At 49.8% G+C, this 15,228-nt stretch carries 23 protein-coding genes; 3 read left to right on the forward strand and 20 right to left on the reverse strand.

Going from position 1 to position 15,228, the window contains the following annotated elements:
* Positions 1-9: 9 nt before the first annotated feature.
* The 4 genes from EJV45_RS11750 to EJV45_RS11765 form a co-directional block, all read right to left on the reverse strand.
* Entirely contained in the window at positions 10-1,308 is a 1,299-nt protein-coding gene (locus EJV45_RS11750) for an MFS transporter (RefSeq protein WP_129715865.1), read from the reverse strand.
* A 157-nt stretch (positions 1,309-1,465) separates the two neighbouring features.
* Positions 1,466-1,954, reverse strand: a complete 489-nt coding sequence (locus tag EJV45_RS11755; RefSeq protein ID WP_129715866.1) for a hypothetical protein — start codon at positions 1,952-1,954, stop codon at positions 1,466-1,468.
* A gap of 11 nt (positions 1,955-1,965) precedes the next feature.
* Complete coding sequence (locus tag EJV45_RS11760; RefSeq protein ID WP_129715867.1) at positions 1,966-3,111, reverse strand: zinc-dependent alcohol dehydrogenase; 1,146 nt, start codon at positions 3,109-3,111, stop codon at positions 1,966-1,968.
* A gap of 25 nt (positions 3,112-3,136) precedes the next feature.
* Complete coding sequence (locus EJV45_RS11765; protein WP_129715868.1) at positions 3,137-3,355, reverse strand: hypothetical protein; 219 nt, start codon at positions 3,353-3,355, stop codon at positions 3,137-3,139.
* 253 nt (positions 3,356-3,608) lie between these two features.
* On the opposite strand from EJV45_RS11765, the gene EJV45_RS11770 reads away from it, so the two are divergent.
* Positions 3,609-4,400, forward strand: a complete 792-nt coding sequence (locus EJV45_RS11770; RefSeq protein WP_129715869.1) for an OBAP family protein — start codon at positions 3,609-3,611, stop codon at positions 4,398-4,400.
* 38 nt (positions 4,401-4,438) lie between these two features.
* Here EJV45_RS11770 and EJV45_RS11775 read toward each other — a convergent pair whose 3' ends face one another.
* From EJV45_RS11775 to EJV45_RS11810, 8 genes are all read right to left on the reverse strand, one after another.
* Positions 4,439-4,708 (reverse strand): hypothetical protein, encoded by a 270-nt coding sequence (locus EJV45_RS11775; protein WP_129715870.1) that lies wholly within the window; start codon positions 4,706-4,708, stop codon positions 4,439-4,441.
* An 88-nt stretch (positions 4,709-4,796) separates the two neighbouring features.
* A complete protein-coding gene (locus tag EJV45_RS11780) occupies positions 4,797-5,027 on the reverse strand; it encodes a hypothetical protein (protein WP_129715871.1) in 231 nt (76 codons plus the stop codon).
* 12 nt (positions 5,028-5,039) lie between these two features.
* On the reverse strand, positions 5,040-5,321 hold the full coding sequence (locus EJV45_RS11785; protein WP_129715872.1) for a hypothetical protein: 282 nt from the start codon (positions 5,319-5,321) through the stop codon (positions 5,040-5,042).
* A 20-nt stretch (positions 5,322-5,341) separates the two neighbouring features.
* Entirely contained in the window at positions 5,342-5,572 is a 231-nt protein-coding gene (locus EJV45_RS11790) for a hypothetical protein (RefSeq protein WP_129715873.1), read from the reverse strand.
* Positions 5,573-5,654: 82 nt separating this feature from the next.
* Entirely contained in the window at positions 5,655-5,927 is a 273-nt protein-coding gene (locus EJV45_RS11795; protein WP_129715874.1) for a hypothetical protein, read from the reverse strand.
* Between the two features lie 11 nt (positions 5,928-5,938).
* On the reverse strand, positions 5,939-6,169 hold the full coding sequence (locus EJV45_RS11800; protein WP_129715875.1) for a hypothetical protein: 231 nt from the start codon (positions 6,167-6,169) through the stop codon (positions 5,939-5,941).
* 119 nt (positions 6,170-6,288) lie between these two features.
* A complete protein-coding gene (locus tag EJV45_RS11805; protein WP_129715876.1) occupies positions 6,289-6,543 on the reverse strand; it encodes a hypothetical protein in 255 nt (84 codons plus the stop codon).
* A gap of 44 nt (positions 6,544-6,587) precedes the next feature.
* Complete coding sequence (locus tag EJV45_RS11810) at positions 6,588-7,142, reverse strand: DUF4142 domain-containing protein (protein WP_129715877.1); 555 nt, start codon at positions 7,140-7,142, stop codon at positions 6,588-6,590.
* A gap of 356 nt (positions 7,143-7,498) precedes the next feature.
* Between EJV45_RS11810 and EJV45_RS11815 the strand changes: the two genes are divergently transcribed.
* A complete protein-coding gene (locus tag EJV45_RS11815; RefSeq protein WP_129715878.1) occupies positions 7,499-8,248 on the forward strand; it encodes an SDR family oxidoreductase in 750 nt (249 codons plus the stop codon).
* Between the two features lie 197 nt (positions 8,249-8,445).
* Here EJV45_RS11815 and EJV45_RS11820 read toward each other — a convergent pair whose 3' ends face one another.
* The 6 genes from EJV45_RS11820 to EJV45_RS11845 all read right to left on the reverse strand — a co-directional run bounded on the left by EJV45_RS11820 (position 8,446) and on the right by EJV45_RS11845 (position 12,139).
* Positions 8,446-8,829, reverse strand: coding sequence for a hypothetical protein (locus EJV45_RS11820; RefSeq protein ID WP_129715879.1), 384 nt, complete (start codon positions 8,827-8,829; stop codon positions 8,446-8,448).
* A gap of 109 nt (positions 8,830-8,938) precedes the next feature.
* Positions 8,939-9,829, reverse strand: a complete 891-nt coding sequence (locus tag EJV45_RS11825) for an ion transporter (protein ID WP_240755269.1) — start codon at positions 9,827-9,829, stop codon at positions 8,939-8,941.
* Positions 9,778-10,548, reverse strand: a complete 771-nt coding sequence (xth, locus tag EJV45_RS11830; protein ID WP_129715881.1) for an exodeoxyribonuclease III — start codon at positions 10,546-10,548, stop codon at positions 9,778-9,780. The genes EJV45_RS11825 and xth overlap by 52 nt, the downstream gene beginning before the upstream one ends.
* The gene (locus EJV45_RS11835) at positions 10,545-10,736 is read right to left on the reverse strand and encodes a hypothetical protein (protein ID WP_129715882.1); all 192 of its coding nucleotides are present in this window, start codon (positions 10,734-10,736) and stop codon (positions 10,545-10,547) included. The genes xth and EJV45_RS11835 overlap by 4 nt, the downstream gene beginning before the upstream one ends.
* Positions 10,737-10,823: 87 nt before the next feature.
* Complete coding sequence (locus tag EJV45_RS11840) at positions 10,824-11,123, reverse strand: hypothetical protein (protein ID WP_129715883.1); 300 nt, start codon at positions 11,121-11,123, stop codon at positions 10,824-10,826.
* A 341-nt stretch (positions 11,124-11,464) separates the two neighbouring features.
* Positions 11,465-12,139, reverse strand: a complete 675-nt coding sequence (locus tag EJV45_RS11845) for a DUF6766 family protein (protein WP_129715884.1) — start codon at positions 12,137-12,139, stop codon at positions 11,465-11,467.
* Positions 12,140-12,294: 155 nt separating this feature from the next.
* Here EJV45_RS11845 and EJV45_RS11850 point away from each other — a divergent pair, with 155 nt between their 5' ends.
* Positions 12,295-12,798 carry a CinA family protein gene (locus EJV45_RS11850; protein ID WP_129715885.1) on the forward strand — a complete coding sequence of 168 codons (504 nt, stop codon included), beginning with the start codon at positions 12,295-12,297 and terminating at the stop codon, positions 12,796-12,798.
* Between the two features lie 2 nt (positions 12,799-12,800).
* Here EJV45_RS11850 and EJV45_RS11855 read toward each other — a convergent pair whose 3' ends face one another.
* Together EJV45_RS11855 and EJV45_RS11860 are read right to left on the reverse strand one after the other, a co-directional pair.
* On the reverse strand, positions 12,801-13,850 hold the full coding sequence (locus tag EJV45_RS11855) for a response regulator (RefSeq protein ID WP_129715886.1): 1,050 nt from the start codon (positions 13,848-13,850) through the stop codon (positions 12,801-12,803).
* Positions 13,828-15,036: a PAS domain-containing sensor histidine kinase gene (locus tag EJV45_RS11860; RefSeq protein ID WP_129715887.1), complete on the reverse strand. Its 1,209-nt coding sequence runs from the start codon at positions 15,034-15,036 to the stop codon at positions 13,828-13,830. The genes EJV45_RS11855 and EJV45_RS11860 overlap by 23 nt, the downstream gene beginning before the upstream one ends.
* Positions 15,037-15,228: the final 192 nt, after the last annotated feature.

Consider the following 15,228-nt stretch of genomic DNA (forward strand, 5'->3'; position numbering starts at 1 on the left):
TGATCCTGCCTATGCGAGCTCGGCAGGTTCCTGTAAAGCGGGAGCCTGTAACGCCGCATTCTCCCGCGCCTCGCACCATTCAGGATCTTCGAGCACCGAACGCGCCGCCTTTACGGCCAGGAGTTGGAGTAAAGCAACTGCAGGCAGCGCAAAGCGCAGGGCTATATCTTCACTCATGTAACGGGCTGCAAGAATAAATATAAGACAGCCGCAAAGGCGTCCACCGAAGGTTCCAAGCTCATGTGAAAAGATATAGGCAAACTGGCTACGGCCCTCACGTCTGGCAACACACTCGATTACGCCAAGCTGAATAGGAAAATAAGCCAGATCGAGCAGCGGTCGCGAGAAAACGAGGCAGGCAACGAAAACAACCGTACTCATGGCATTGAAAAAAGCGGCATTAATCAGCGAGCCGGTTAAAAATAATAAGATGGAGGCCATCAGAATGTACGGGCGGTGCCGCGGTGCTGTACGCTTACCTACCGAATAAATCAGAATGGCCGACAACGCGGAGCCGACTGATTGAATGATGCCCACATCGCCTTCATTACCCAGCAGCCGCATCACCAGCATGACCGGAGCTGCAATAATAAAACCCTGCGCCAGCCCTTTGATTCCTGCGAGAAACAACATCTTCCGCCAGAGGCGATGAAAATTGAAGAACAGAAAAGGTGCAAACTGAGGGTTCTGATACCTGCCCTTTCGCAGGCTAAAGCTTGCAATGATTGTCAGCACGATCACCACTCCGGCGAGCGCATAGTAGGCATTCGACAAATTATCGCCAAGCCAGTTGTAAGCCGAGGCAGATGACAAAAAGTATCCGGCCAGCACGGGCATCACAATTGCCGCAAACGTAAAGAACAGTGATTCCAGGCCATAATAATAATTACGGTTATCATCGCGTGTGCTTGAAAGCGCAAGCAGCACCCGGTTTGCCCAAAAAAAGCCGTAAGCAAGACCCATGATAAAACCCATCAAAGCAATGCCTTTAAGCGATAAGTTACCCCAAGCCATAACCAGTGCCATAGCTATTCCGCTGAGCACCATCCCGACACCATACAGGCGGGCAATTGAAACATATCTCAGCAGAAACCCGTTTGCCAGAAAGGTAACCGGAATGCCCGCGCCCTGTGCAAGCTGGAAAACCATAACCAGGCTCATATCGCGTGAGCTTCTGATAATGTATGTGCCGATAAAAAGCTCAATAAGCGGCAGCGCGGCGGCATAGATCAGGTTGGTTCGCAGCAACACCCGCACATTCTGCGGCATGGCGGCAAAACGCGAATACTCATCTTTTAGACTGAACATAGTGCGTTGATGTTTCTGAACGGAGTTTTGATATTCAGGAGGTATAAAACAGAATATGCCCGGGCGGCAAAAAGACCCCCGGGCATATTTCTAGACATTCGATTGGTTCGTGTCTTTGTTTTTTCGGCGCGACCCTCGCCGGAATCGCAGCCGGGGTTTACTTTCTCTTTTTGGATTTGAGCATGGCATAAACCACGAGTGCTGCACAGGCAACACCGGCCATTCTGCGGATCATACCGCTCCGGTCATATTTCCAGTCTGCGGCAAAACCTCTTTCTTTCCAAATGTTGGGGATTTTGCTCGAGGCAAAGTCCTGGATAAGACCTTCGACCATGTTCACACGGTCAGCCAGCAGCAGGGGCAGCCAATGTGCGTATTTATCTTCACTAAAGCGGAAGGCATACCGCCTGATCTGTCCGCTTAGTCCCGCCGGCGGCAATACCGTTCCGTACACCGCACTTTTTGATGGTCGCTCGTTTGAGTGCAGTACCTCGACCGAGCTTTGCTGCAGCGTTGGACGCTCCCAGTTAATCCGTTTATGGTCATCACCTGTCCACTTCTTAATCGGGTAGTTAGGCTTGTCTTTAGGGTCGGCGTCTATACCCCAGCCCGGAATCAGTTTATAGTTATTTTTAAGTTCTTCCATGATTGATCAGATTATGCCGATGGCAGCAATACGGGTTTGATACAATTGTCCAGTTTCGCAGAGAAAATACGATAAGCATCAGCTGCTTCGCTTAGCGGCAAACGGTGTGTAATGATTTCTTTCGGATTGAGACGACCGGCCAGCACGTGGTCGATTAACCTTGGTAACAGCCGTTTAACCGAGGCCTGGTTGGCTCGAATAGTCAGACCTTTGTTTACCACGTTGCCAATTGGCACCAGGTTGTCTGTAGGACCGTAAACACCAACAACAGAAATAATTCCTCCCTTTTTTACGGCATTAATTGCCCAGTGTAAAGCCGTAGCCGACCCCGCCTGGAGCATAAGTTTTCTGCCGGTTATGGTTTGCATGGCATCGCCGGCCGCATCGCCGCCCACCGCATCGATACAAACATCGGCGCCCAGCCAGTCGGTGGTCTTTTTTATAAATAAAACGGGGTCTACGAGCGATTTGAAATTATAGGCTTCGCAATGCGCGTATTTTCTCACAAAGTCAAGCCGGTATTCAAGATGATCGATCACGATGACACGCGCTGCGCCAAACAGCCAGGCACATCTTGCGGCCATAATCCCTACGGGACCGGCACCGAACACCACAACGGTATCGCCCTCCTGGATCCCGCCCATTTCTGCGGCCTGGTACCCCGTCGGCACCACATCAGTCAGCAACAGGGCATCTTCAACATCCATCTCTGCAGGAATGATCGTCGGCCCGAAATTAGCATAAGGCACACGTACATATTCGGCCTGACCGCCGTCAAAGCCGCCCGCCGTATGCGAATAACCAAAGATGCCACCCACCGCCGTAGCAGACGGGTTCGATTCATGACAGTTTCCATAGAGCTCCTGTTTACAAAAAGCACATTTTCCGCAGGCGATGTTAAAAGGCACAAGCACCCGGTCGCCGACTTTTACTTCGGTTACCTCCGGACCAATTTCTTCCACGATGCCGACAAACTCATGACCAAAAGTAGAACCAACACGGGTGTCTGGTACCAGACCATGATAGAGATGCAGGTCTGAGCCGCAGATACAGCTGTGCGTTACTTTTACGATCGCATCCTCAGGATGCTGAATTCCCGGAATGGGTTTGTCGGATACCCGGACCCGGAAGGGCCCTCTATAATCCATTGCTTTCATACTGTTTTGTTTTAGTGCACGTGCCTTAATTCGGTTTTGATTGATTCTTTGCTGAGTCGGTAGTCGTTGTGTCTGATTTTTTCTCGTCTGACCCCTTAACAACACCACTTCCAGGATCAGAGTTCACTGGTGTTGAGGTCGGATCATCGTTCCCTGGTTTTGCATCCGATCCGCAGCCAAAAACCAGAATGGCAGATAAGAGCATCAGGACTGTTTTAAGACGAATTTGTGCCATGATTTTCATAGGTTAAATGTTAGCCGCTGTAATGAGCAAACCGAAGCAGCTTGCAGGACAATACAGCAAGACAGTTTATAAACCCGCCGCCGAAGCCGAAAGTTTAAGGGTTAAGTACCCCAAGTCGTTGCGGCTTTTACCTGATTTCCCTGCAGGCATGCTTTATTCGACCTGAATCGCAGCATTTACAAATATTTATGAGCCGCACATCCGGTTCGGCTAAACCTCCGAACGACGGCGGGCGTTACCCCTAAAAACAGATATGAAAAATCAGATATTGAAAGGAACACGGCTGCGCAATGCAGGACGGATCGCGCTCATCTCAGCAATTACACTCTCAGCCTGCACTTCAAAAAACTCGGACTCAAAAGTGGGGGAAGCGGGCGGTGAGAAAACCGGGAAAGATAAGGTGCTGAACGCGGGTGCAGATGTGCTTCAGGATAAGGCCCCGCTGAATGCCGTGAGCGCTTACCTGGATGGCTTTCACTTTTACAATGGCAACATCAATGCGCAGATGGAAGCTCACCATTACGTTACGCAGCTGAGTGCTGACCTCTACCAGGCTATCATCTTCGATGGCAATACAAGGGATGCAAAAATTATGGGTGTCGAGTACATTGTCACCGAACGGCTCTTTAAAACGCTGCCGGAAGAAGAAAAAAAACTCTGGCACAGCCATGTGCACGAGGTCAAATCAGGATCATTGATCGCCCCCGGCATTCCGCAAAAAGCGGAACATGAGTTGATGGAAAAACTGGTGTCTACGTATGGAAAGACCATTCACACCTGGCATACCGATCAGGCCCGTGACCTGCCTGTAGGTGCACCTATGATCATGATGGGTTTTACCAAAGACGGGCAGCTTCATGAACGGCTTGTAAAAGACCGCGATGCAAGATTCAACGTAAATACTGCAGAAATTAAAGAGAAAAGAAAGGATATTCCTTCGCCAAAGATCCTGCCCGGAGCGAATGCATGGGAACATGGCGAAATCAGGCAGTTTGTAATTACAGACCAGGTCGACTCGGCACTTAACAAGCACCAGATGCATTAAAACGCGAAGACCGCCGGAAGTATTCCGGCGGTCTTTGGTTATTTATGGCGGTCGTCGCCGTTTCGGTCAGTATTGAGCTCGTTGGGATCAAACTCATCAGAATGATCACCCTGCGGCCCGTTCGTGGATCCCGGGTTCGGCTCGGGGACCTCGGTGCGTTCAGGACTGTCTTCGCCTTCTTCCTCGGACGGGTCGTCCATATTTCCTGAGGCTACACCAGCCAGGTCTGAGGCATTTTCCGGCGACTCATTTGTCTCCCCTTCTTTTAAAGGTTCCTCCTGTTCAAAATTTTGCTCGTTCGTTTCCATAAGTAAATGATTTAGTGTATGCGTAACAGCGCAACAGCGATTTAGTTCAGAATTACCGGCATTTGCTCTTCCGGTTGATGCCGGTGTCTTATTTCTTGATCGTACTGTCGGTAAGAACAGAGCCTGTATCTTTCACGTTTGTGCCCGAGGGTGTGTCAAGCTGCTGATTCATTTCACCGGGCTGGGTGCCTGCGGCTGTATCCTGTCTGAGCGAGTCGGCAGTGCCGCTGCCGTTGGCGCCTTTATTTACCTGGTCTGAATTGCAGGCCTGGGCAAGAAAGAAAATACCGCATAAGACGGCAAGTGTCAATTTTTTCATAGGTCTTTGTTTTTAGGGACGGGTTGAAGGCCCCTGGTTCCTTGGTGTAACAATTTTTCCGCTGCCTGGTTTTCCGCTCACTGGTTTATCTGTGCGCTCCTCTGCATCGTCTTCACCATATGTGCTGTAGCCTGATCCGCGAAAGTGCTGCGCGGCTGCGCCGTTTCCGGGGGTAGGTGCGGTATCGGGGTCGCGACGGCCCGGCCCGCGCCTGCCTGCGTCGCCATGCTGCGCGGAAGGTCCTGTGCAGTCCTGATCTTTTTCTGACAACTTACGCTGATGTTCTGTGCTCATATTGTCTCCGTCTTTTGTAATCAGATATCTTCCCCTTCGGCAAGCTTATCATTTCTTCCCTGATCATCGCTGCCCTTATCTGTATTCCGGTTAGGGTGTCTGACGAGCGACGGATCTGGTGTAGTATCCCTGCTCAGGTCTTCAGGTTCGTGATACCCTTGTCCGGATGTAACATCAAGGTCTTTAAGGCCCGAGCCCCCCGCATTTCTTGACGGCTTGCCTATCGGTGTCTTTGTCCTGGAGTTTTTCATAATTGCCAAAAATTTAAAAACCCGCTGCTCACCCGAGCAGCAGGTCCCCTGTATAAATTGTTAACTCTTGGGATGTACTGTTTTAGTCAGGCTCAGGGCCATCGGGATTGATGTCCAGCTCGTCCCTGCCGCCATAAATGGTTGCATCAGGTGGTATATCATCTGTTTGCGAAGTTCCCGCATCGGTTTGATCAGACGACTCGGTGCCTGTTTCTCCCGTGGCCGCCGCTGGCATCGCATCCGGCTGACCGCCCTCACTTGCGGGTCTGCTATTGCCGTCTTCAGAACTTATGGGTCCCGGAGACTGCCCGCCGGACCCGGCGAAATTTTCCTGCGTATTTTCTGCCTGTTCCATAGCTATAACTTTTATCGGTTTCCGCCCTGAACAGGCGGTCTTGTCGTGGTATCGCTACGTCCACGAGTGGTCGTATCGCTTTTTTTCTTGCCCTGATTGCGTTTCTGTGGGGTACTCTTCTGCTTTTTGCTCCTGGAAGTGGTATCCTGTTTTTGTCTGCCGGTGGTGTCCTGTTGCGGAAGCGCGGCGAAACTGCTGCCTAAAAAGGCAGTGAGCAGTGTGGTTACAAGTAATTTTTTCACGGTATGATTTTTTAGTAAAACATGTCTAATAGTAACCCCTGCGGCGGGGGGCATGTTTTACAGATGGGACCGGTCGGGTATATATCAGTAAATTTGCGTATTTGATGCAAGCACCATGTTCAGGGCGTTGCTTCCCCCTTGCGGTCCCAGTGGTCTTTCAAAACCTTGCCATCGGCATCTGTCTGCCTGACGCGCCGGAAACGTTCGCCTCTGATCATGCCATTCGCACCACGCTTGCCGATAAACAGCAGGACGGGCAAACCTTCGGCGTCTGTCCGCACACTGAGGTCGTAGCGGGCAAACTGGAGATCGATCATGGCATCCGGCTCGTAAGTCTTGTCGAGTATTTTTAAGAGTTGTGTCTTCAGAATCATAAGCGGGGAGATTGATGGAGGCGGCTACTGGCCGCCTTTATTTATTATTTCGCCGCAAGCGCCAGAAGCATTTTGCAATGGTCGAGGTGCTCACGAATGGCAGGCAGCGCCGCCATGGCCACATGTTTAGTATGTTTGTCATCGCCCGGCGATCTTAAAAATGCTGCCGTAAGATCTTCAAGTGCAGCATGGGTTTCTGCCTGTGCAGACAGGAAGCGCAGGTCAAACGCTTTGCCGGTTTCCTTCTGCATGTCTTTTAATACCTGCTCACCCTTCGGGGTCATCGGCGGCGCCGGAACACCCATTTCCTGCAGGATCTGCGAAAAGCCTTTGGTTTCTGTCATCTCGAAGCCCGCAAATTTCTTGACGAGTTCATGGCTGGCTTTCTTCACAGCAATCGTGCTTGTTGCCAGCGACAAAAACACATGGGGTGCAATTTTGGTCAGGTATTCTTTCGGCGTGTCTGCAAGCACACCGTCTGAGGTGCCTGCGGCATTGGCGCTGAAATTAAATGATGATGTTACACCGAGGGTTGTTGCAACGGCAGCAACCGACGATTGAAATAAAAAACGTCTGCGGGTAGATGCGATCTTTTTCATGTTTTAAGGTTTGAAATTTAGTGTTGCTTGGAACGTCGCGCAGACCACAAAAGTTCAGAAAGCAGACAGATCAGGTAATTGTCGCAATGCGGCGGGGGGAAACGGCTCCACAGAAAACGCATCTGACCGATGGTTTGACAGCCGGAAAGTACCGGCTGCACGGATTATATCCGGCGCTCCACAGGCTCCCGGCGCATGAGGAACCAGGCAATCCGGGTGCGGATAAGTTCGGCTGCGTCAAGGCGTATTTTACGGTGCCTGTCGTGACAAATACCGGATATCTCCCCTGCCGAAACATTAAAACTTATGGGATTGTTCCACGAACGAGTTAAATAGAAAATTTAAAACTGGATATTATGCAACCAATTTATGATTACCTGAGTTCTGTGAAGGACAAACGTATACTCGTTTCAGGCGGTACGACCGGAATCGGAAGAGCTATTGCACTGATGCTTCATGACATGGGTGCGAAGGTGCTGATCGTTGGCAGGAACCAGCCGCAGATAGACGAAACCCTCGAAGAGATGGATCGCAGCAGTTCAGAAGCCGCGTGTTACGGTGTGCAGGCAGATTTGTCCGGCAAGGAAGGAATTCAAACAACGCTGCAGGCGGTCGACGAACAATTGGGCGGCCTCGACATTCTGGTTAACAATGCTGCCCTTGGTTACGGGAGCGTAATGGAAGGAACCTACGAAGACTGGCAATATCTTTTAAATACCAACCTGCTTGCCTACCTCGCGCTTAGTAATGGTGCCATTACCCGAATGAAGGATGGCGGACACATTGTAAATATTGGTTCAATGAGTGCCGATGTCCGGGAAGCAAACAGTTCGGTCTATGTTGCGACCAAATCGGGAATACAGGGTTTTTCCGAAGCCTTACGAAAGGAAGTCAACCCGAAAGGCATCAAAGTTTCGCTCATTGAGCCGGGCGCCGTAGATACTGATATGCAGGAGCAACCTGATGAGGAGAAAAAAGAGCAGATTAAGAATGAAGAAATGCTTGAAGCAAACGACATTGCAATGGCGGTTGTATTTTGTTTGTGCCAGCCGCACCGTGCTGATATTGTGAATGTGAAGGTGAGGCCGCACTTGCAGATTATCTAACGTTTGGCGACCATAGACCGTGGACCAAAGACCAGGGTCTATGGTTTTCTGTCTAAAAAGCGAAAGCCGCCTCCCGGCGGCCATCAACCCAAACTAACTAATTAACCAAAAAAATTATTAAACTGATGCAGAATTGCTTTTCTCTATAAACAGCGGTAATACAAAACGGTTTGCAGAATTATTTTTTCTGCCGCCTCCTACTCTTTGAACCAGACCGCTGCCGGCATACTTTCTGCCGGTATCTCTACAGACAGAAAAACTTCATGCCTGAAATCGCGGTGACGCCCGATAACCGAATACGCATTTCCGCACCAGCCAATCTGCAGCGTGAAAATCCGCAGCCGCGGCCTTAACCAAGCCGCAAAACCCTTCGTCCAGGGGATGATCCCTTTAGAAAGCCGCTTATACTGATAATATTCATCGAATCCTCCGCAGTCGATCAAAATGGTTGTTCCTTTTACCGTAACAAGCTTCGGAAAATTCACGATGTGTTTCTGCAGCGCGATATCCATGGCCATCCAGGCCTTAATCTGAAACAGCAATGCACCCTGATATGGTTCAAAATTTTGTACAATATTCATATTTACCCCCTTCCATTAATTGCTAAAAATATTAGCAATAATAAGGCTATAACAGGAGGCTTTTAAAAAAAGTTTTTCACAGTGCTGTTGATAGCTGTACCACCTGATGTTACCGGAAAAGAGATGAACCGCAATATTTACAAAACAGCGCGTCTGAATCATGCCCCTCGCTGGCGCAGGCCGGACATGTCTCGGGCAGTTCCTGTTTTTTGCGTGCCGCCACGGCAATATCATGGGTAATAATCCCGGTCGGGACGGCAATAATTGCATAACCGGTAAGCATAACAATCGAGGCTACAAATTTACCCAGCGGTGTAACCGGCGATATATCACCGTAACCGACCGTTGTAATGGTTACCACAGCCCAGTAGATGCTTTCAGGTATGTTGCTGAAACCGTTTTCCTTTTCCTCCACTAGGTACATAACAGAACCAAGGATAACCGTGAGCGTAAGCACAGTAAGTAAAAAGATCGAAATCTTGCGTACACTGCCCCGGAGTGCCTGCTGCAGGAAACGGATCTCTGTAAGAAACTCACCAAGTTTGAATATCCGGAATACCCTTAGCAGCCTGAGCGCCCGGAAAACCAGTAAGGATTGCGCACCGACAAAAAAAATGCTGAGATACGATGGAATCAGTGCGATCAGGTCGATCAGGCCGAGCGGGCTGAACACATACTTCCAGGGTCGGCGGATACTGATCAGCCGAAGGATATATTCTATGGTGAACAATCCGGTAAAGGCCCATTCTGCGTACAGAAACAGTTTACCATAATGGCGGTGGATGCTTTGCACGCTGTCCAGCATGACAACAATGATACTGGTAAAAATGGCAAACAGGAGGCCGACGTCAAAAGCTTTTCCGGCCCGGGTATTTGATTCGTAAATCACTTCATGCAGGCGCAGGCGCCAATCGTTCTTTTTTTCCATAGTGAGGCAGGCATCCGGCCCTATTTCTTTAATGTGATCCAGGCGGGCGCGTGGTCGCTCGCCTTTTCCCATCCGCGTACATGTTTATCAACACCCGCGCCGGTAAGCCGGTCGGCGAGCGTGTTGCTCAGCAAAAAATGATCAAGCCGCAGGCCGGCGTCGCGCTGATAAGCCTGCCGCAGGTAATCCCAGAACGTGTACATGGGCACGTCCGGATACAGCCTTCTGATCGCATCTGTCCAGCCCTGCGCAAGCAGGCGTTTGTAAGCAGCGCGCGATTCTTTCCGGAAAAGCGCATTTTCGGCATATTTTTCTGGCTTGTAAACATCGAGTTCGGTGGGCATCACGTTGTAATCGCCAATGAGCGCCGCCGGCAATCCCTTATCTTTGAGTTTTTTAGCATGTGCTGCAAATTTTCTGAACCAGCGAAGTTTGTAGTCAAACTTCTCGCCCGGGTAAGGATTGCCATTCGGGAGATACAGGCAACCGATGACCATCTTGTTTATGATGGCTTCGATATACCTGCTATGCGGATCGTCAGCATAGCCAGGCAGGCCGCGCTGCACCACCTGGATTTTGGTCTTCGATAAAATTGCCACTCCATTCCAGCTTTTTTCCCCCTGCCAGATGGCCTGATAACCCGCGTCAAGAATGGCCGCTTCAGGAAACCGTTCGTCAGGGCACTTCAGTTCCTGAAGGCAGACCACGTCGGGCTGTGCCGCCGCCAGCCAGCGGAGCAATACCTCCAACCGGCCATTCACGCCGTTGATATTAAAGGTAGCCAGCTTCATTTGTCTGATCTTCCCTCCTGCTTTTCCGATCGTACAGCAGCACGGGCCCGTTTTAATCCAGTTGCAATAGCTACGCCCTCTTCTACGCCCTCTTTTAACAGTGCGTTTGCAATTTCTACTGCCTTTTCGCGCAGCGCGGCAGGCTGATTCTTATAAGATGGCGGAAAATCTCCGTTGTACCAGGGCATAATCTATCGTTTAGCAGCTTGTTTACAGAACTACAACAGTTTAAGCGCGATTTGGTTGTAACCGGCAGCCGGAGATCTGTATCCGGCTTATTCAAGATTGATGGATTTGAAAGTCTGCTTAAAAACGATCTTCATATTCTCGCAGGCATCTGCCAGCGAGCAGCAGCAGGATGCCAGCTGTCGCTGTGTGCCGGTGAGTGCGCTGTGAATGAGATCAAGTTTAAGCCCGGGTGCTTCCCCCTCGGGTATGCCCTTTAACAGGTTAAACATGTCGAGGGCGGCTTGCTTGTCGTAGGCAACAAACACTTTGCCCACCGCTGTGTAACCACCGGCTACCGGAATGGCTACTGACAGATAATAAAAATCTCGTGTCTGGTCTGATTCCATGTCATCCTCCTTCAAAAAATTCTTCAAAAAAGGTCAGAAGCAACTGCCAGGCAGTTCGCCGGCATTCGTAAATACCTTCCGCAAAAAACATTCCTGAAGCGTTGCATAGCTATCAGTGACAGGCTTGCATGCATCAAAATCTAAAGTAAAGCCAGGCTATTGATTCAGCAGCTAACCGGTAAAAACCCCTATCAGAAAAATGTATAAAACAGGTAGTTTTTGGCTTGCATTCCCGCTGCAGGCGGCTTACTTTTGCAACAGGGATGATAAAAATCTTCTCTGAAGAGAGGAGCAAATTTTTAGCCGCTGTTTACAGCGGCTTTTTATTTTTTATCCTGTCGCTATTTTCCTGTCTCCAGGTCGGGGGCATCCACAGGTTTTGATTCAGGCGAACCTTTCTGCCTCAGAAAGATGGTCAGGATAACGATCGATGCCACAGAAAGAAATTCACTTTGCCAGTTCTGAAATGTTTCAAACCAAAACCGCGGTTCAGCAAGATAAGCTAGAGCCGACACAACCGGCTTAGCCTTCGCCTGCTGCTCAACGTTATAATCGACCAGGCTTCCGTAAAAATGCATTCCCCAGGAAAAGAGGAAAAGCATCACAAACGCAATAGACAGGCTGTTGCTGTACAGTTTTAAAATCCATCCGCCCTTTTTTACCGCCCATGGCGCATCTTTCCCAGGTACAGGTTCACGGTCCACTTCTTCGGGCCCGTCAAGTTTTTTTGATTCGGCAGAGCCAAGCTGCCTGAGTTTGACGGTCATGAGAACATACAAGGCCATTTGTAAAAACTCACTTTCAAAATTTTCAAAGGTTGCAGAAATGAAATGACCCGTCTGGAGATAGGCCGAAAAGCCTATTTCCGGCTGCTGCTCTTCTGCAAGCATCTGGTTGTGCTCTTTATATCCCGTTAAGGCCTGGGCTGCAAGCGTAACAAGAAACATGAGAATAAATGCAATAGACAACCCGTTGCGGTACAGGTAGCCGTATTTCTTTTTTAATCGGTTGTTCATCTGGTTGTGACTTAAACTCAAGCCATAACACCAGGACGGTCCATAAAGTTTACAGCCTGGTATGTCTGCAGCTTTAAACTTTTCGGCCGGAAGGCCTGTTATACCACACAACCTGGAGCGCTGAAAACCGCGCCCAAACAAACCGAATCGTAGCTATGCAAGCATATAAATCTGACGTAAACACCTGTAGTGAAGTGCTCGCCGCTCACGGACTTACCATTGCTTTTGCCGAAAGCGCCAGTGCCGGAAAACTGGCGTATGCATTTTCGCAAACCGAACAATCCGGCAGCGTACTGAAGGGCGGGCTTGTTTGTTATGATGCCTGTGTAAAGGAAGAGATGCTGGATATACCTAAGGCTCTGATCGATAAACATACACCTGAGTCTGCAGAGGTAACACGCGAAATGGCCACCGGACTTAAAAAGGTGATGGACGCCGAAGTGATCGTTTCCATAACGGGTTTGCCGACGCCCGGTGGCAGCGAGGGCCCGGACAAGCCGGTAGGTACCATGTTTTATTGTATTCTGACCGGCGAGCGGACCTACGATTACCGGGAGGTCTTTGAGGGCTCGCCGGGAGAGATCATAGACCAGACGATTGCGCACATCGCCCGGTCAATCACGCAGCGGATACAGGAAGACACACCTGACAAAAAATAAGCCTAGTTCTTCATTTTCTGAAGGCGCTCGGGTGAGAGAATTTGTAAGGCTGTACCGGTTTTACCGACTAATCCCTCCTCGACAAAATCAGTCAGCGTTCTGCTCACCGTTTCTGTAGCCATGCCGGCCAGCGAACCGAGCTCCTCACGCGATATGCGGAAAGCAGTTCCTGGTTCGTATTGTGCCGCCAGCCTGATGAGCACTTGGGCCAGCCTTTTCCGCACGGAATTATAAGCCAGCTCAAGCAGCTGCTGCGCTTTCTCGTGGATATCCTTCGACAGGATCTTCAAAAACTGGTGCCCTACATCCGGATATTTATTTAACAACGAAATGACCTCGTCTTTGGGAAGCAGGCAGACCGATGTTGGTTCGAGCGCTTCGCCGGTGTCTGAAAAGGGTTCGTTGACAAGCAGGGAGTCTATGCCCAGAATCTCGTCTGCCCCATACATGCCGGTAGTCAGCTCCCGCCCGTCGTCGGCAATTTTCGAGGTCTTGACCGTTCCCTCCAAAATCAGGTAGATACCCAGCGGCTGGTCGCCAGCATAATAAAGAACCTGCTTTTTCTTCAGGTGTCTAACCTTACGCTGGGCAATCATATCGCGAAGTGCTTTCATGCCCTTGCCGTTAGCCGAACTGATGTGCTGCAGGTGTTCAAGTGTTCCGCCTTTATAGGCTTGCTGGCGTTCTTTTTTGCTAAGCCGGCTTTCTATCGCGCTGAGCAGTTCCATATCAAGAAACGGCTTGGTCAGGTAATCGTCTGCGCCCATCTCCATCCCCTTTCTGAAGTCGAGGCGGTCTGCTTTGGCGGTCAGAAAGATAAACGGTATGTCGGTCGTTTCCGGATTTCTCCCGAGCAGGTATAAAACCCCATACCCGTCAAGTTCCGGCATCATGATGTCGCACAGAATCAGGTCAGGTTTATGCGCAATGGCCTTCTCTACACCTTCGCGGCCATTGCATGCCACAATCGGCTGGTAGCCCGAAAGTTCGAGGATTTCTGCGGTCCCTTCGCGAATGTCTTCGTTGTCTTCAATGATCAGGATGGTCTTCATGTTTTAATGGTAACGTGATGGTAAAAGAGGTGCCGCGATTCACTGTACTTTCGAATGTAATGCCGCCGTTCAGTAAGCCTACGTACCGGGTAACGATGTTCAGACCAAGGCCTGTTCCGGGGATGCTTCCGGTATTATGTGCACGAAAAAATGCTTCAAACAAATGTTTCTGGTCGCTTTCTGGTATGCCGATGCCGTTGTCTTTTACATGCAGCACCAGTTGGCTGTCTCTTATCTCGGTACTGTATTCAATGTAGGTATTCTCGCCTGAGTATTTAATCGCGTTGCCGATCAGGTTGACAACGCAGTATTTGAGGATCTTACTGTCGGTATTTACCTCACTATTAATGCCGGTATGCTCGTAAATTATATGTTGATTCTGTTTGGCCAGCAGCTGCATTTCTTCGGTTACTTCTTCGGAAAATTTAACAATATCAAAAGCACTGTATTCAGGCTCTACCCGGCCGGTTTCAAGCCTCTCGAGCGACAGAAAATCGTTCAGGATTCCCGTCAGGCTTTGCACCGAATTTTTGATCTTGCCAAGGTGTTTGGTTATGTTGGGATTGTCAAACTGCGCGGCATACCGTTCAATCAGTACCGCAGAAAGCTGCACCGCACTCAACGGTGTACGGAATTCATGCGATGCCATGGAAACAAAACGCGTTTTCAGCTGGTTCAGCTCCTTTTCTTTTTCGAGCGACTGGTTTGCTTCAAGGCGGGCGGCCTCGAGCGCATCAATGGTATTTTTTAGTGATCGCGTGCGGTCGTTCACCTGGTCTTCCAGGTTGAGTGCGTATTCCCGCAGCCGCTCTTCAGCTTCTTTTTCTTTGCTCAGGTCATGAACAAAGCCGGTGTAAATAACACGGCCGGAATATTCAACCTTGCTTACGGCAAGCCTGAAGGGAAATACCGATCCATCCTTTCTGAGTCCGTGAACTTCGCGGCCAATACCGATAATATGTGCTTTGCCCGTGCGGTGATAACTATCCAGGTAACCGTCATGCTGTTCGCGGTCTGGCGGCGGCATAAGCATGGATATATTATGGCCAATGACTTCAGACTCATCATAGAGAAAAAGCCTGCATGCTGCGGGATTAATCGACTCAACGATGCCGCGGTCGGAGATCGTAATTATTCCGTCAATTGCGTTTTCGATGATAGCATTCAGCAGGCTTTTGTCTTTCATTCGTGAAAATTACCATTATCGCACAAACATCGCAATTGTGATTCCGGAAAAACTGACGGTGATCAGTTTTTTACATGAGGCCCGACAAGTATTGCTAAGCATGTATACGAACGCTTTCGGCTATGCCTCAGGTTGCTTTTTTTTCGCCAAAAAGAAGGAGCCCCCGCGGCGGTGAGCGCTTCGATACCGCAG

It is taken from the genome of Pedobacter sp. SYP-B3415 (assembly GCF_004138205.1).
GTDB lineage: Bacteria > Bacteroidota > Bacteroidia > Sphingobacteriales > Sphingobacteriaceae > Pedobacter.

Bases quoted from the DNA above. Each gene is read 5' to 3' on its own strand.
- EJV45_RS11850 (WP_129715885.1), top strand. From the start codon at position 12,295: ATGCAAGCATATAAATCTGACGTAAACACCTGTAGTGAAGTGCTCGCC.
- EJV45_RS11785 (WP_129715872.1), bottom strand. From the start codon at position 5,321: ATGAGCACAGAACATCAGCGTAAGTTGTCAGAAAAAGATCAGGACTGC.
- EJV45_RS11765 (WP_129715868.1), bottom strand. From the start codon at position 3,355: ATGAAAATCATGGCACAAATTCGTCTTAAAACAGTCCTGATGCTCTTA.
- EJV45_RS11805 (WP_129715876.1), bottom strand. From the start codon at position 6,543: ATGATTCTGAAGACACAACTCTTAAAAATACTCGACAAGACTTACGAG.
- EJV45_RS11780 (WP_129715871.1), bottom strand. From the start codon at position 5,027: ATGAAAAAATTGACACTTGCCGTCTTATGCGGTATTTTCTTTCTTGCC.
- EJV45_RS11810 (WP_129715877.1), bottom strand. From the start codon at position 7,142: ATGAAAAAGATCGCATCTACCCGCAGACGTTTTTTATTTCAATCGTCG.
- EJV45_RS11855 (WP_129715886.1), bottom strand. From the start codon at position 13,850: ATGAAGACCATCCTGATCATTGAAGACAACGAAGACATTCGCGAAGGG.
- EJV45_RS11835 (WP_129715882.1), bottom strand. From the start codon at position 10,736: ATGCCCTGGTACAACGGAGATTTTCCGCCATCTTATAAGAATCAGCCT.
- EJV45_RS11770 (WP_129715869.1), top strand. From the start codon at position 3,609: ATGAAAAATCAGATATTGAAAGGAACACGGCTGCGCAATGCAGGACGG.
- EJV45_RS11840 (WP_129715883.1), bottom strand. From the start codon at position 11,123: ATGGAATCAGACCAGACACGAGATTTTTATTATCTGTCAGTAGCCATT.
- EJV45_RS11790 (WP_129715873.1), bottom strand. From the start codon at position 5,572: ATGAAAAACTCCAGGACAAAGACACCGATAGGCAAGCCGTCAAGAAAT.
- EJV45_RS11775 (WP_129715870.1), bottom strand. From the start codon at position 4,708: ATGGAAACGAACGAGCAAAATTTTGAACAGGAGGAACCTTTAAAAGAA.
- EJV45_RS11755 (WP_129715866.1), bottom strand. From the start codon at position 1,954: ATGGAAGAACTTAAAAATAACTATAAACTGATTCCGGGCTGGGGTATA.
- EJV45_RS11750 (WP_129715865.1), bottom strand. From the start codon at position 1,308: ATGTTCAGTCTAAAAGATGAGTATTCGCGTTTTGCCGCCATGCCGCAG.
- EJV45_RS11795 (WP_129715874.1), bottom strand. From the start codon at position 5,927: ATGGAACAGGCAGAAAATACGCAGGAAAATTTCGCCGGGTCCGGCGGG.
- EJV45_RS11860 (WP_129715887.1), bottom strand. From the start codon at position 15,036: ATGAAAGACAAAAGCCTGCTGAATGCTATCATCGAAAACGCAATTGAC.
- EJV45_RS11825 (WP_240755269.1), bottom strand. From the start codon at position 9,829: ATGGGAAAAGGCGAGCGACCACGCGCCCGCCTGGATCACATTAAAGAA.
- EJV45_RS11815 (WP_129715878.1), top strand. From the start codon at position 7,499: ATGCAACCAATTTATGATTACCTGAGTTCTGTGAAGGACAAACGTATA.
- EJV45_RS11845 (WP_129715884.1), bottom strand. From the start codon at position 12,139: ATGAACAACCGATTAAAAAAGAAATACGGCTACCTGTACCGCAACGGG.
- EJV45_RS11760 (WP_129715867.1), bottom strand. From the start codon at position 3,111: ATGAAAGCAATGGATTATAGAGGGCCCTTCCGGGTCCGGGTATCCGAC.
- EJV45_RS11820 (WP_129715879.1), bottom strand. From the start codon at position 8,829: ATGAATATTGTACAAAATTTTGAACCATATCAGGGTGCATTGCTGTTT.
- xth (WP_129715881.1), bottom strand. From the start codon at position 10,548: ATGAAGCTGGCTACCTTTAATATCAACGGCGTGAATGGCCGGTTGGAG.